6 protein-coding genes are annotated in these 16,307 nt (G+C 48.8%); all 6 read right to left on the bottom strand.

What is annotated here, in order from left to right:
* Positions 1-71 precede the first annotated feature (71 nt).
* The 6 genes from EXU57_RS22090 to EXU57_RS22065 all read right to left on the bottom strand — a co-directional run bounded on the left by EXU57_RS22090 (position 72) and on the right by EXU57_RS22065 (position 16,138).
* Entirely contained in the window at positions 72-2,561 is a 2,490-nt protein-coding gene (locus EXU57_RS22090; protein WP_133270439.1) for a glycoside hydrolase family 2 TIM barrel-domain containing protein, read from the bottom strand.
* A 1,186-nt stretch (positions 2,562-3,747) separates the two neighbouring features.
* Positions 3,748-4,698, bottom strand: coding sequence for an alpha/beta fold hydrolase (locus tag EXU57_RS22085; protein ID WP_165958240.1), 951 nt, complete (start codon positions 4,696-4,698; stop codon positions 3,748-3,750).
* A 181-nt stretch (positions 4,699-4,879) separates the two neighbouring features.
* The gene (gene galA / locus EXU57_RS22080) at positions 4,880-8,320 is read right to left on the bottom strand and encodes a beta-galactosidase GalA (protein WP_133270437.1); all 3,441 of its coding nucleotides are present in this window, start codon (positions 8,318-8,320) and stop codon (positions 4,880-4,882) included.
* Between the two features lie 6 nt (positions 8,321-8,326).
* On the bottom strand, positions 8,327-10,906 hold the full coding sequence (locus tag EXU57_RS22075) for a cellulase family glycosylhydrolase (protein WP_133270436.1): 2,580 nt from the start codon (positions 10,904-10,906) through the stop codon (positions 8,327-8,329).
* Between the two features lie 591 nt (positions 10,907-11,497).
* Complete coding sequence (locus EXU57_RS22070; RefSeq protein ID WP_133270435.1) at positions 11,498-13,021, bottom strand: RagB/SusD family nutrient uptake outer membrane protein; 1,524 nt, start codon at positions 13,019-13,021, stop codon at positions 11,498-11,500.
* 21 nt (positions 13,022-13,042) lie between these two features.
* The gene (locus EXU57_RS22065; protein WP_133270434.1) at positions 13,043-16,138 is read right to left on the bottom strand and encodes a SusC/RagA family TonB-linked outer membrane protein; all 3,096 of its coding nucleotides are present in this window, start codon (positions 16,136-16,138) and stop codon (positions 13,043-13,045) included.
* Positions 16,139-16,307: the final 169 nt, after the last annotated feature.

Here is a 16,307-nt window from a genome sequence, read left to right as displayed (position 1 = left end):
CTGACTACACCAGTATTGCAGCTTGAATTAACAGCCGTTGATTTTTAGGTGAACCTTACACCCATATGCAATTACTGTTTGGAACTTTGCACCTCGGCAATTTGCACTCCCGGCTTATTTACCGTGATTGTTATTGAGCCTCCCTTTAGCTTCGACGAGTTGACGTTAACCCGGATCGATCCCGCTTTGTTGTTGGATTGAATAACCGCAAGGGCCAAACCATTAAATGTATTTCGTTGATCACTTTTCATGGACGTATGATCAACGGGATTACCGTTATCTAAACCAATTAACTTTCCTGCACCTTCAACCCGCACCTGCACCGGTTCGGCTGCATCAGGAACGACATGGCCATCTGCATCCACCACTTTAATGGTTACATGCGCTACATCGCCCGGCTGGGCCTCGATTGTCGCACGGTCAACCGACACACGAATTGCTGCAGGTGCACCGCTGGTATGTATGACCTCTTCAACCACCACCTTCCCGCCTTTTCTCCCAATTGCTTTTAATACACCTGGCTCATAAGGCACATCCCACGCCAGGTGTAGATCAGCTGTTGTAATACCCACTGGTGCAACATCGTAACGGTTCCAGGCTCCGCTGTTGCCGGGTCGTGGAAACTGCATGGCTTTTGCGCCCCATGATCTACCATTTAGAAAAAGTTCAACCGTATCGCAGTTCGTATAAGCCATCACGGGAATTACCTTCCCTTGTTTGCCGCGCCAGTTCCAGTGCGGGGCCAAATGGATCATTGGTTTTGTGGTCCATTGGCTCTGGTAGAAATAGTAGGCATCTTTTGGAAAACCACACAGGTCAATCACACCTGAGCTTGCATTTTTTGCCGGCCATCTCGCTTCGCCGATATAGTCGATACCCGTCCACATAAAATCGCCGATCACATAATCGTGAAGTGAAGTAAATTTCCAAAGCTGTTCGGCCCTGATAACACCGGGCATATTTGCAGCACGAATCTGCGAAGAGTCGACTGATCCAAAACCTCCACCATGATAACTGCCACGAACACCGGATATAGAAACATTTTCTGTTCCCACCATTTTCCATTCGGGATGACTACGCTTATCAATATCATAGAACAACTCCCTGCGGTCGCGCCAACGGTCGACATAATTGTAGCCGACAATATCGAGTAATTTCAAAAAGTCTGGTGTCGCCGATCTGCCGTCGGCAGCGATATGATCGTTACCTGTTGTTACGGGCCGGGTGGGATCTTCGCGGTGAAAAGTTTCGATCAGCGGGCGAAGCACGTTAAAACCTTGTGGCTGGCTTTGTTCACCAATCTCATTGCCTGCGCTCCACATTACTACAGACGGATGATTGCGGTCGCGGTGAATAAATTTCCGGAGATCATGCTGCGACCACTTATCAAAATATACCGAATAATCATACTTCACTTTCCCGGCTTTCCAAACATCGAAAATTTCGTTCTGCACCAAAAAACCCATGCGATCGCAAAGGTCAAGAAACTCAGGTGCTACCGGGTTGTGCGATGTACGGATAGCATTGCAACCCATCTCTTTTAATATCTGCAAGCGGCGAACCCACATAGCTTCAGGCACGGCTGCGCCAACACTGCCCGCGTCGTGGTGTAAACAAACTCCATTCATCTTGACCCTTTTTCCGTTGAGCAAGAATCCCTTATTCGCATCATATTGAATGTCGCGAATACCAAATGGGGTGGTTACTTCATCAACAACTTTACCGCGATCTATAACCTGGGTGCGAAGGTTATACATGTTGGGTGTTTCCACCGACCACAGTGCAGGTGAGGTTACTGTGATCTTTTGGTCGCTAACTCCACTGTCTTTTGCCGCTACCCCAATTGGCGATTCTGATCTCCCCACCTCCTTTCCGGTCGCATCAACAACAAGGGAACGGATGATTACATTTTTAGCAGCAGCATGTTGATTATCGATTTGGGTTTTGATGCTTACCGTAGCTGAAGCAGAGTCTACCTTTGGTGTGGTCACATAGGTGCCCCATTGTGCAATGTGCACGGGATCCGCCATGCTCAGCCATACATGGCGGTAGATACCCGAACCGGAATACCAACGTGTATTGGGCTGCAGTGAATTGTCGACCCGAACCGTGATAATATTTTCACCGGATTTAAGTTGGCCACTTAGGTCGTAATAGAAACTCATGTACCCATTGGGATAGTGCCCCAGATGATGCCCGTTGATCCATACGTCGCTGTTTTGATAAACCCCGTCGAACTCAATCCAAACCGCTTTCGACAAGGCTGACTTCGGCATATTGAATCGTTTGCGATACCAGCCGATTCCCGTTGGCAAATAACCACCCCCTCCGCCTGTGGGAGCATTCTGAACAAATGCGCTTTCGATACTCCAGTCGTGCGGAAGATCGAGGGTTCTCCACTTGTTATCACTAAATGCGGTCTTGTCGGCACCAACCGTATCCGTTTGAGAAAATTTCCAGCCCTTGTCCATCAGCAACCGCTGGCGACTATTTTGGGCGAAGCTGGTGTTGTTTGATGGGATCAGGAAAATGGCAGTGAACAGGAGTAAAAATGGTTTCATGGCAAAGTTTAAATGTGTTCTGGGAGCAGGAATATGGAACACGGATGACACGGGTTTAAGGGATAATAAGAGTCGATGTTCGATGCTGAACAATAGAACACGGATGACACGGGTTTAATGGATAACAAAAGATGGATGTTGTGATTTATCGAACACGCTGAGAATGGAACACGGTTGACACTGGTTTAATGGATAATAAGAGATCGATGTTCGATGCTGAACAGTGGAACACGGATGACACGGGTTTAATGGATAACAAAAGATGGATGTTGTGATTTATCGAACACGCTGAGAATGGAACACGGATGACAGGGGTTCCATGGATAATAAGAGATCGATGTTCGGTGCTGAACAATAGAACACGGATGACACGGGTTTAATGGATAACAAAAGATGGATGTTTGATGCTGAACAATAGAACACGGATGACACAGGTTAAATGGATAATAAAAGATGGATGTTGTAATACTTCGAACACGCTGAGAATGGAACACGGATGACCCGGGTTTCATGGATAATTAGAGATTGATGTTCGATGCTGAACAATAGAACATGGATGACACGGGTTTAATGGATAACAAAAGATGGATGTTCGATGCTGAACAATAGAACACGGATGACACGGGTTTAACGGATAATAAAAGATGGATGTTTGATGCTGAACAATAGAACACGGATGACACAGGTTAAATGGATAATAAAAGATGGATGTTGTAATACTTCGAACACGCTGAGAATGGAACACGGTTGACCCGGGTTCCATGGATAATTAGAGATTGATGTTCGATGCTGAACAATAGAACACGGATGACACGGGTTTAATGGATAACAAAAGATGGATGTTGGAATACTTCGAACACGCTGATTTTGATCTATAGCACAAGGATGGTAAGGATCGAATGGATATTCACGGATTAACGACCTGGAATGAAATTGGCCAGAAACAATTGTCTTTAGAAAACCGGCTTTCATCTCCACGGCATCCATCCAATCCGTGTCATCCGTGTTCCGAGGAAAATCCCATTAGCTATCCATCCCATCCGTGTTCCAAGGCAAATCCCATTATCTATCCATCCCATCCGAATTCCAATACAAATCCCATTATCTATCCATCCCATCCGTGTTATCCGTGTTCTAAAAAAAAATCCATTATCAATCCATTGCATCCCTGTCATCCGTGTTCCAACTAAAGCGTCGACAAAAACCCGTTCAATACCTCTACCGTTTTTGGCAATTGATCGTGGTGAAGATTGTGGCCCGCACCATCGATGTGTACCAGCTTACCCTTTTGCATTACACGGGCTGCTTCCTCGTTGGCTTTGCGCACCTCAGGTGTTGCATCGGCTTTCAGGATAAGCGCGGGTACAGCAATCTTTGCAAGCGAATTTGCCGTGTTCATCGCTCCACCCATCGCTCCCGAGGTTTCGCTGCTGTATGCCCCATGATATTGTTTTTTAGAGAGCGCCCAATATTGCACATCCAGGTCGTCCCACTTCGGAAACTGGCGACGTCCCGTAGCTACCAGGTCCTCGAAACGATAGTTGTTTTGAGCCACCAGCGTTTCAGCCGTACCAAACATCGCTACCGAAAGCCGGTTGGGTGCGGTTGGTTGCTGGGGCGGCGCGGAAGCAACAGGCCTGTTCCGGGCAGTGGTATCCGCTGTTGTGGCCACCGACCTGGCTGGCCGGCTACCCACAAATGGATCTAACATGATGATCGCTTTTGCCACACCAGGATACTCCGCACCTAAACGCATGACGGTGGCGGCACCCATGGAATGCCCCATCAAAATGGGTTTCTCCCATTTCATTGCCTGCACAACCCCTACCACATCTTTTATCATGGTCTCACCATTGTCTGCTGTCGTAAACGGATCGGTAAGGCCGTGCCCGCGTGCATCAGGCATATAAATGTCGTATGCGTTCTGAAGCTTTAATGCAAGGGTCGTCCAGCAAAGGCCGATATCCGTTACACCATGCACCATTACCATCACCGGTTTACCCGGTGCAGGCACAGCGCGGTAGTAGTGTATGCGAATGCCATTGGCATATACATAACCGTCCGACCAGCCCTCCGGTATTTTCACCCCTTGTGCATGCAGCACAGTAGAGCATAATAGGAATAATAATACAGTCATGTTCATAGTTCCTTTTACTACCCGATTGTTGCCTGTACTCATATGCTTTTAACTTATCGATTTCAAATATTCATAATTCAGCACTCCCACATTATTTCGCTCTACTCTAAACTCATAACTCTAAACTCATAACGCTTCACTCATAACTCTTAATTCTACACTCTTAACTATTCATAACTCCTCACTTTAAACTTTTAACTCCCACCGCTTCAGTGCTGTTGATAAAACGCTTGTTAATGTCGTCGTACACTTTCAATAGGTCGTTAGATTTTCCCTGCCTGTCGAAAACCGACTCCCAGGTGTTCAATGGCTCCCAGATAGCGGAACCCTTTCCGCGGCCGTTCTCAACATTAAAGGCCAGCTCATTGACCTGGTTCTTCAAATGTGAGTACTCCACTACAATCACGTCTTTATCGTAGCGGCGGGCAAGATCATTCATGTTGTATTGCAGATCTTCGAGGGTGCAGTGCCATTTCGGGTAATACGAGAGCCCGATCACATCATAGGGCACCTGGCGCTGCTGCATAGCATCGTAGAATAAAATACATTCGTCGTTTTGGCCACCCAGTGCCACATGCAACATAATGGTGGTTGCTGGTGCTACTGCCTTCACCCCGTTGATACCGGCATAGATGAGTTGCGCGAGGCTGTCGAGGTTGCCAATTTTGCCCTCGGGCCAGATCATACCATGGTTGATCTCGTTACCTACCTGCACCATGTCGGGCGGGGTTCCCTGGTCCTTCAAGGCCCGCATCACTTCTATGGTATGATCATACACCGCCTGCTTCAACTCCGGGAATGCTTTCCCCTTCCATGCCGCCGGTTTAAATTGTTTTCCCGGATCGGCCCAGGTGTCGCTGTAGTGAAAATCAAGCAGGAATTTCATACCTGCCGCTTTCACCCGCTTTGCCATTTGTTTGGTGTGCTCGAGATCACAAAAGCCGCGGCCGGGTGAATAGCCACTGTCTGCAGCAGGATTATGAAAGATGCGCAGCCTGATGTAATTAAAACCGTGGTGCTTCAGGATTTCAATCGCATCCCCTTCTTTGCCGTTATCCGAAAACTTTATACCCCGCGATTCCAGTTGTGGCAAAAACGAGATGTCGGCACCCAGCATTTTATCTGCCGTTCGCCCAGCGCCTTTGCTCACAGGAAAAGTGTGCTTTACTGTTGTCACTGCTGTTGGTGTTCCGGGGTGGATGGTGATGATATCAGTTGACCCCTTTTGGAGCCCTGCACTAGTTGCCTCGAACGAAATGGTACCGGCCGTTTTACCTGCCTGCAGGATCACCTGTGCTTTGCCATTGAACAAACTGCGCTGCCAGGCTGTATCCACCAGGTATTTATCCGGCTCATGGCTGCTGGGATCACCATTACCAACCCCAATGATTTTTCCATCACCTTTTAGCTTAAACCGAACCAGGTGTCCCGCCTCGGGCACTTCCCTACCCTGCCGGTCTATTACGCTTATGTTAATCACGGCCACGTCTTTGCCATCACCCAGCATCGTGGTTTTATAAGGCGACAATACAATCTCATATGGATCACCGGTGGTTTCCACCTTGCTGGTAAGTTTACGTCCCCGTTTGTAGGCTACCGCTTCCAGTGTTCCCGGCGCATAAGGAACCGCCCATTTCAGGTGGGAATTACGGGGCATATCTTTTTTACCCAACGACTTCCCATTCAGGAACAGCTCTACATTGTCGGCATTGGTATTCACCCATACATCGATGGGCTGGCCCTCTTTGCCCTTCCAGTTCCAGTGCGGGGAGATGTGGAGTACATCCTTATCTGTCCACCAGCTTTGGTAGTAGTAATAAATGTTTTTCGGAAAGCCACACGCGTCCATTGCACCAAAATGCGAAGAAATGTTTGGCCATTTGTAGGGTGTGGGTTCGCCACGGTAGTCAAAACCGGTCCAAATAAAACCACCTAGCCAGAAGTCGTTTTCAGCGGCAAGTTTCCACCAGGTTTCGGCGGTGCTTGCCCACCAGGGCGCGGTAATGTCCTGATCGGGAACATATGCCCGAATGGAGTCCTTTTCATAAATGCCCCTGGTGGTAACCGTACTACCCATTTCAGTTCCAATGATGGGCTGCATAGGATGATCGCGGTTGTAATCGGCAACGGCAAACTGGCGATAATTGAAGCCTCGCACCGGGATTGCTTCGTTAACGCCGCGGTATACATTCGCCATATCGGCTGCATAGGTGCTCACCCGGGTGGGGTCGAGCTCGCGTTGTTTGGCCAGTAAGGTCTTCGCAATGGCACGACCGGTCTCATTGCCCTGAATCCAGCCTTCTTCGTTACCAATGGACCACATGAACACCGATGCCCTGCTACGGTCTCTTTTGAGCAAACGTTCAAACTGGTCCATGTATTCGGGCGAGCTGTTCAGCAGCCGTTGTTCGTCCATCACCAGCATGCCCAGGCTATCGCAGGCGTCGAGCAGCTCGGGTGTTGGTGCATTATGACTGGTGCGGTAGGCGTTGCTGCCCCACTGCTTTAGTAAACGAACCCGGTAGTATTGCAGGTAGTCGGGCAATGCTGCGCCTACCCCTGCATGATCCTGGTGGTTGTTTGTACCCTTTATCTTGATATGCCGGCCATTTAGGAAAACGCCATTGGGTTTGATTTCAACAGTTCGAATGCCAAAACGTTGCGAGACACTGTCAACCACTTTGCCGCCTTGTTTGATAATGGATACAACACGGTAGAGGTAAGGATCCTCAAGCGACCAAAGCTTTGGATTGGTGACTTTAAGGTTATGCTTTACGGTTGATTTTCCATTGATAGCGAGGCTAACCGGTTGTTCCGGCGAAATCGCTATTCTTCTGCCCGCTCTGTCGGTCATAAACGAAGCCACGGTAGCTCTTGCCGGTGACCCCAGCTGGTTCTGCAGCTCGGTTTCAATGGTAACCGCGGCACTGTTGCCTTTCACCGTTGAATACGCAAATATGCCATCGTTCACGATCTGCACGGGGTGATATTGATTTAGCCATACGTGGCGATATATTCCGGCCCCTTCATAAAACCAGCCCTCGTATTGGCTGGCATCAACCCTTACCACGAGGGTGTTGGGCTTGCCGTACAACATGTAATCCGTTACATCGTAGGCCACACCCACGTAGCCACTTTTATTGTTGCCCAGGTAAAATCCGTTGAGCCAAAACTGGGCGTCCCTGAACACCCCGTCGAACTGTAATTGAAAACGCTGGCTGGAGTCGTTTTTAGCAACCGTAAACTGTTTGCGGTACCAGCCGATCGTGGTTTCGGGAAACAGTCCGCCAACCGGTTTATAACCATGCGCCATCACATCAAAGTTGGGCGAGTTTACAAAGGGTAGTTCCACCGCCCAATCGTGTGGTATGCTTAGTTTTCGCCAGGCTGAGTCCTTGAATTTGGGATCGATGGCTGTACCGGCTGTGCCACCGCTTTTAGCAAAAATGGTGGCTATGCTATAATTGAAATCTTTTACAGGATCTGCAGCATGGCCAAGGTGAAAACGCCAGTCTTCATCGAGGCTGGTCCGGCGCCGTAAGGATCCATCCCGGGCCTCAGCCCCAAACGTTGAAAAGAGAAGAATAAAACAGATAAGAAAGGGTAAATCGCGTTTAAACATGCACAGTTATTTTTTTATCCAAACAGATTCAATTTCCATGGAATGGGGTTTCAAATAATCAGCCGGCTGCAGGTCTGCACCAAGCACCACCTGGAGTTTCTCCACATCAACAAGTGAAAACGGCTTTGGGGATGCGGCCGAAAACCATAGCGGCATAAAACCGGGGTAAGGGCGTGGCAGTAAAAGCATTGAGTCGGCTTGTAAACGGCTTACCGGAACGGTTATATCCTGTATGGTTGTCGGAAGCGTAAAGGTCGCCGAAAAAGACACGGCATCTTTTGATACCAGGATTAGTTTTGCCGTTATGGGTTGTGGGTTGGTGGTGCGACCCCTTACCAACAGTGTTTGCAGGGCAGCCACCGATAAAGCTTCGGGATTGAGTTTATCGCCGACATGGGTTTGAAAACCCATAACATGAGCCCCGGTCAACTCAGCTGCAGCCATTCGATATACAAAATTTCCCGGCCGTTCTCCCGCAAGGAGCCGGTTTTCATTGGCGCGGCGCGATGAGGAATACGTCAATAGCTGTTTATCGCGTTCTGCATCAAATAAAGATACCCCACTGCCCTCCGGTAGCACCATAAGCTCGTATGCCCCGGTATTGTAATAGTCCCAGGCCATTGGATTTCCTTTTACATTGCCGGGATACACATAATAATCGCTGTCATTTTGCAGCACAATACGGTAGTTCAGCAGCCCGGGGGTAAGTAGCTGGGCGGGAAGTTGGGTTGTATAGGTATTGCCAACGGTCCGTTTGAAGGTAATTGGGCCCGCACCAGCCCGACCCATCCCCTGCGGTTGTAGCGTGATCCGGTTAGTGGGGTTCAACCCAACTGCTTGCAGGTGCAGGGTTAATGGTGTGCCCGCGACAGCTTGCCCTACTGGTTCATAGCGAATCAGGGGTGACGTTTCCTTCGCCTTTGGTGCTACAAATTCACTTAGTCCGATATAACCCGATTGTGCGGATTTGTTCCACTTGCCTGCGTTTTTCCCGGAGCGGGTTACCAGGTAGGTTCCGGGTTGAATATCAAAACGACCATCGGTTGCTGTAGCGGCATAGCTGTTACCATTATCCAGTGCCTGCAAAGAAAATTGGCCAGTTAAGTCGGGAAGAACGATTTGCATTGCCCTCCTGTTCCATTCAATACGGGTAACTTCCTTTTTGGGCGAAGCCCTTTCGAAAGGATCACGGATATGAATAGCATCAGGCATTACCTCGAGCCGCCAAATGCCATTTTCAAGTTTATCGAGGAAATAGGCACCGCTGCCATCATATTGTACCACCGGCGAGCTGCCTACACCCGCCAGGTGCTGCAAGCTTGCAGCCGATTTGGGCGCAGTTGTAGTAGTATTCGAATGGTAGTATTCATCGCTGCTGTTCATTTCGCTCAGGTTGTTCTTATAGCTCAGCCGGAATACATCAAAGGCGCTGTCTGCAGGGTAGTTACCGAAAGTTTTCAAACGCGGAACCTGGTGAAAAACCTTTGAAGCGATCAACAGGCTGATGGCCTTTGCCGGGGTATATGCCAGGTTAAGGTAATGCGTCTGGTATTCTGTATTACCATAGGCCGTTGCCAGTGGATCATATGCAAATTGGGTTGCCCATTGAAAGCCCGCGGTCTTGAAACTGCGCGCCATCGCGGGCAACATGTTCGACTGTAAGATATCTGCCGCATCAAACTCGTAAACCATCCGTGCCTTGTTGTGGTATGCCGGAATGGTATCAAACGGGATCGCATACCGGTCAACATGCGGTAAAAAGTTGCCTTCCACTTCGCGGTTAGCCACCAGCCCGCTGGGATACCATTGCATGCTAAAGCCATTTACATCCGATGCTGCAACAGCATCAGCATAAAACGGGTTCTGGCTGATGTTGTAAAACACGGGTTTTGTCCACCCGGTCCCTTTTACTGCCGCAACCATGCGGTTAATGTAGTTTGTTACACCAGCCTTTGGCCCGCTGTGACTTGGTTCGTTGTTGATCTCAACAGCAATTATATCCACATCATTGTGGTAGGTGCTTTTTGTATAGGGATTAACGTGCGTAAAAAACTGTTGAAGATAAACCTCCTGCGCGCGGATGGCTGAGTCGTTTACATTAGCCCGGCCCTTGCCCCATTTGGTTGAGAAACCCGGTGTACGTTCGTCCCGCTCGGGATAGCCGTTGCCCCAAAAAGCGATTGGTGTGATGATCGTTTTAATCCCCCGCCGTTTTAGCGCCGCAATCAGGTAATCAAAAAGGTCCAGGTGATCGTTTTGCAGCAGGTTGCCGGCCGAGTCGGAGATCTCCACATCCCAAACATGCACCCGGAAGGCATCGATGCCAAGACGGGCAAAGTGGTAAACGTCTTTATCAATTTCCTGTTTAACATCGAGCCCCAGCGCTTTAATTGACCGATAGCCATATGCAAAAGGAGCGGTATAATTAACCCCGAAAAATGCCGCCTCTCCTCCACCCTTTGTGTAGCGGATCACGCCCTTGCCGTCGACATATACCAGGTGGTCTTTTGATGGTTTTTGTGCGTGGCTCCGTAAACAAGTTTGTATTCCTAAGAGTAACAAAAACAATAAACATTTCCAGCCCATAGTACAAGTTGTAAAATTCAGCGATTGGTTCGGGATCACCCGTTGTTGGTATTCCAGTCAGACCTTATACCCACGCCACCGGGTATAGATAATTATTCTTTTCTATTTACACTCCAACTCATGTATTACATATTCTTCTGTTTGGGACCAACACCCATTTTTTATGGCGGCGGCCGTTGTGTCACTCACTTGTACCCTATATTTCATGGCGGCGCCATGGCCGCGGTGGTAAAATACCGTCGGTTACGAATTAGGAACAAGCAGGGCCAAACAGTTTGTGGACCAGCATAATGGAGCATCATTGCTGTTCTATGCAAACCAGCCAAATGCATGTTGTATACTTCTTCGGCCATCGAACACTTGTTGATTAACGTAGTTAGGGTACAAGTGAGTGACACCCGTCCGAACCGCCAGCCCGAAAGAATCATTCTGGCGGGGTTCATCCGGGCGGGCAACGATGCCAAATCGTATTCCCGAAGCCCATCCCCAAAAAATGCCTTTTAAAACAACATAGTTAGTTGAAGTTCAATTATTATAAACTGTTTTCCCATCTCATCGGCACAAAACAATCTATCCACCCGCAACTTCGGTTTAATAGCCTGAGTTCTGCTGAATCTTGCCACCGCTTGCGCTTAACACATATTGCGGTATCGGGAAGTAGCCATTTGCACCGGCGGGGTTTGGTGTTTTACCCGCAGCCAGCAGATACTCATTCCACTTACCAAAGCGCATCAGGTCGATCCGGCGGAACCCTTCAAAATAGAGCTCCCATGCCCGCTCCTGCAATAGCGCCGTAGCAAATGCTTCTTTTGAAGCGGTGCTTGTAGCGGGAAGATTGCCGATACCTGCACGGGCACGCACCTGGTTAACAAGCCCCACAGCTTCTGCTGTCGGACCAGCATCGCCATTAATCGCTTCTGCCAGCATCAGTAACACGTCGGCATAACGGAGCACCGGTATATCATTGCCCTGGAAAGCGGTTGCATCATCATCAGGGTATTTTGCGATAACGGGACCGCGGAGGTTTGCCCTTGTTTTGGTAACGTTGGTTGGGTTGCCAGCGCTGTTTACCGCGCTGTAATTCGCAATCAAAAGCGCCCTCCTCTTATCAGCAGGATCAAAGGAATCGTAAAAGGCCCATGTAGCGGTAAATGAGGCGGGGTTAGAATAGCCTCCTTTTTTAGGTCCGGTGGTTAACAGACCGGGGTAATCGGATGGATAAGTATAAAAATCCCAGGCATTAAAATTAGACTTGGCCCCTGTCCCATCACCTGCAGGATCAACTGAAACTGCCCAAATGGTCTCGTTGTTTTTCTCGGTAGCTGTTCTAAACAGATCCTGGTAGTTCGCAATAAGGGAGTAGCCCAGCGCACCGATTTCTTTGCCGACCGTTTCCGCCTTTTTATAATCTTTTTCAAACAGGTAAAAGCGTAAGAGCACCCCTAATGCAATGCCCTTGTTGAAGCGACCATATTCGGCAGGCGCTTTTACGAGATTATCGGCAGCATACCGAAGGTCTTCATAAGCAGCATTTAAAAAAACGGCTTTATCGGGCCGGGTTAAATCAGCTTCGGCATCCGTACCAATCTTCGCAGGATCGAGCACAACCGGCACCACCCCATAAAGCGTATACAGGTAGTACATCAGCCAGCCCCGCGACATGCGTGCTTCAGCGATCAGTGCTTTTTTCTTGGTGTCGGATATGCTCGATTTCTCTATATCATCAATGATCTTGGTTATGCGGGTAATAAAGCGCGTTTTTTGAAAATGGCCATTCGTTCCCATGTTGATGCGGGGAAGAAAATTGGCGTTGCTCATCTCGGTCCAATAACCGCCCCATTCGGGAAACGGGGTAATAAGGTCTGACGGAAGGTCGTTGATAAAGGTATTGCTCCACTCCATGCCATGCCATAGGTACTGCGTGCTACCGTCGCTATACGACCATTTGGAACCAAAAGGCTTATACACCTCAAGCGCATAGGTTTCAAATTCCGCCTCCGTCTTTGGAAAGTTTACGGGAGAAAGTACACCAAAAGAAGTGCGATCAAGACCCTTTTTACAGCCGATGGTGATGGCAACAATACTCAGCAGGGTTGCTAATAGTATTCTATTCATTTATTAAGTTTTAAGCGTTCGTTAGAAATTTGCCCTTAGGCCGATTGAAAATGTTCTGGCCATGGGATATGGTGCCGGCCCCCCTTTTACACTGGCAACGGAAACTTCAGGGTCAACATATTTGAAGTCGGTAATGATAAACGCATTTTGTACATCAGCATACACGCGCAAATTGGATACGTGCCGGCTAAATGAACCTGAATTGAAGGTGTAGCCCAGGGTAATGTTGCGGCAACGAACAAAGTCGGTGCTTTGTAAACCAATATCGGTACCCACAGGCAAACCCAATGCGCTTTCGTTGTAAGCTACCCCGGGACGGAACCCTGTAGGATTAGAGGTGGTCCAGACTTCATTAAGCTCGCGCACCCCATTTTGCCCGCCTGTCACAAAATCAACCGCGGTGCTCCAGGCGATTGCCGGTGTTGTGCCTTTGCCGCCTACCTGGCCATAAAACATTACAGCAAGGTCAAACCCTTTATACCGGAAAGTGTTGCCAAAACCAAGTGTAAACCTTGGATCTGGATCGATGCGGAAAACATCCAGCGTGTCGATCTTTTTATCTCCATTGCGGTCAACAAAAACAGGTGAGCCGGGTTGGCGTGCACTGGTAGGTTGTGCATCGGAAATGGCTTTAATACCATCGTATATCCCATCGGTTTTAAACACATAATATGAGTTTACCAGGTCGCGCTCATTCTGCCAGCCCCGCAAAAATGTGTTTTGGAAACGTTCTTCCCAACGTAGCCTCGTTCTGGAGAGGTTGATCATGCTGGTCCATTCAAAAGGACCGCGGCGAAGGTTTACCGTATTGATACCCATCTCCCAACCCTGGCGTACACGGTGACCACTGTTTACAGGGGCTGTAGAAATCTGCGATAGTAAGGGGGTATTTACGTTGGTGATCAACCGGGTAAGGTCATCCCTGAAGACATCCACTGAGCCCGAAATCCGTTCGCCAAAAAAGGCAAAGTCGAGACCCAGATTTTTGTTGAGGGTTTTGGGCCACTGCAGATCGGGGTTATCCAGCTGGGTAAGGAAATATGGCACGTAGGCCACTCCACCATTGTTGAAGGTAATGATGTTTCCATCGGGACTGAAAGTGCCATAAGCCTGTGAACCTGCGCTGCCGGTAACCCCGATACTTGCCCTAAGCTTAAGTAAATTAACGGCTTTTGAATTCTTTAGAAACGACTCGTTCGAAATTTTCCAGCCGAGGGAAGCACTTGGGAAAGCGGCATATTTGTTCTGTGGAAAAAACTGGCTGTAGCCGTCGTATCGAACAGATAGCGCGACGATATAGCGGTCAAGGAAGTCGAAGGAGCTACGTGCAAAGTAGGAGCGCAACTTGGTTTCATTGCGATTTGAAGAAACGGTTTGTGAGCTAAGCGATGCGGTGCCCAATGCATCTGTTCCAATAGCATCCATCATATCGGCACCTGTGGCCGTAAAACCAAAGCTGCTCGACGGGTATTGCCCGATACCAACAAGTGCATCAACATTCACCATTTTCAGCAGTCGTTGCTTATACGACACGGTTGCTTCGAGGGTTTGGTTCTGGCGTTTGGAAGTGGATAGGCCGCCACGTGAACGGTTCAACTGGTCGAAGTATGTAGCAGAAGGAATAAAGAAGTTGCGTTCGGCATTTTCGGTATTGTTTCCATAGATCAAACGTGCGGTCAGTACGCGTGGTATCAGCTTTATGTCGGCCGAGAAGTTTGCAAACAGGCTCGTATTGTTTGAACGGTCCTGTATATTCAATAGGGAAAGCGGGTTGCCAATTATTCGAAACTGGGTATATCTTCCGCTGCCCGGCTCATATAAGGGTAAATAGGCCGGGTAAGCGAGTGCAGCCTGTACCGCGCCAAAACCTTCCGGACCCACACTGGCGGTTTGTGCACCGGCCTGAGAGTTCATATAATCGTTTCTGCCGTAATTCACGTTTGTGGTAAGCGAAAGAAAAGAGGTTAGGTTGAAGGTGAGGTTCATCCGGCCGGTATAACGTTTCATGCCGGAGTTTTGCACGGTTCCCTGCTGGTTGAAATACCCGCCGGAAAAGTAGTAGTTTACTTTTTCAGTTGCGCCGCTGATGCTGATATTATGGTTATCAATGCTGCCGCTACGGAGTACGTGACTAAGCCAGTCGGTGCCTTCACCGGCACCATTGATTTCAGCTTCGGTGAAAGGCTTTATGGCGGGGTTGCTGTAATAATTGGTAAGGTTAACCGCTGCAGATCCGAACGGGGCCATTTTGTTGTCGAACAGGTACTTGTCCAGGGTTAACTGGTTGTAGTAGCTCATGTATTCGGTGGCGTTAAGGGGCTGGAAATAATCCATGTTTGTAACAATGGATTTACTGCCATCGTAGCTGACGCTGGTTTTTCTTCCACGGCCTTTTTTAGTGGTAATGATCATTACACCGTTTTCCGCATTTACGCCGTAAATGGAGGCACTGGCGTCTTTTAGGAATTCGATCGACTCAATGTCATTTGGATTGATGCCGGCGAAGCCTCCCCGGTTTACGTTTCCGTTCATGGTTCGGTTACCACTACCAGGCTCGAGGCCGGAAAATGGCAATAACACACCGTCTACCACCACCAATGGATTACCCCTGCCGCGTATGGAAACATTGATGTTCCCGCCCGGCTCCGCACTGTTTTGCACAGCAACGGTACCTGGTGCACGGCCAAATATCAGTTGTGCTACAGAGTTATTTGCTGCCTGCGGAACGACCTTCGGGTCGATTTTGGCTACAGAGGTGGTCAGGTTCCGGCGGGAGGTACTGCCATATCCAATCACAACCACCTCGTCCATACTGGCAGGATTCGAGTTCATAACAACCGACACCACACCGTCTTCGCCAAGTTTGATATCCCTTGGCAGGAATCCAATAGAACTAAATTGAAGTGTTTCGCCCGAAGCGCCCGTAATGCTAAACTGGCCACTTTCATTGGTATTGGTGGTTGCAGCCGGCCGCCCTTTGATACTTACAGTTACGCCCGCCAGCGGCTGATTACCCACGTCTGTCACCTTCCCGGTGAAGACCTTTTGGGCAACTGAGGTAAAAGCAGCAAATAAAACCAGCAGGAAAAGCGAAAAGCGAAGTAATCGTGTGTTCATTTTCATCTTGCAGTTTAATAGGTGAAAGAAACTGATTCACATTCTCCCGTACAGGGCCGTTTATTATACTGCATATGAGCAGCAAGCAATCTTTGAATCAGGCAGTGCTAAACTATCCTATACCGGGTGTTAGCATTGGTTCGATTGTCCATTTCTTTGGTTCTAACGT

This window comes from Segetibacter sp. 3557_3 (assembly GCF_004354985.1).
GTDB lineage: Bacteria > Bacteroidota > Bacteroidia > Chitinophagales > Chitinophagaceae > Segetibacter.
This window is presented reverse-complemented; position numbering and strand designations above follow the sequence as displayed.

Coding starts and splice junctions, on each gene's coding strand:
- EXU57_RS22090 (WP_133270439.1), bottom strand. CDS start 2,561: ATGAAACCATTTTTACTCCTGTTCACTGCCATTTTCCTGATCCCATCA.
- EXU57_RS22085 (WP_165958240.1), bottom strand. CDS start 4,698: ATGACTGTATTATTATTCCTATTATGCTCTACTGTGCTGCATGCACAA.
- galA (WP_133270437.1), bottom strand. CDS start 8,320: ATGTTTAAACGCGATTTACCCTTTCTTATCTGTTTTATTCTTCTCTTT.
- EXU57_RS22075 (WP_133270436.1), bottom strand. CDS start 10,906: ATGGGCTGGAAATGTTTATTGTTTTTGTTACTCTTAGGAATACAAACT.
- EXU57_RS22070 (WP_133270435.1), bottom strand. CDS start 13,021: ATGAATAGAATACTATTAGCAACCCTGCTGAGTATTGTTGCCATCACC.
- EXU57_RS22065 (WP_133270434.1), bottom strand. CDS start 16,138: ATGAACACACGATTACTTCGCTTTTCGCTTTTCCTGCTGGTTTTATTT.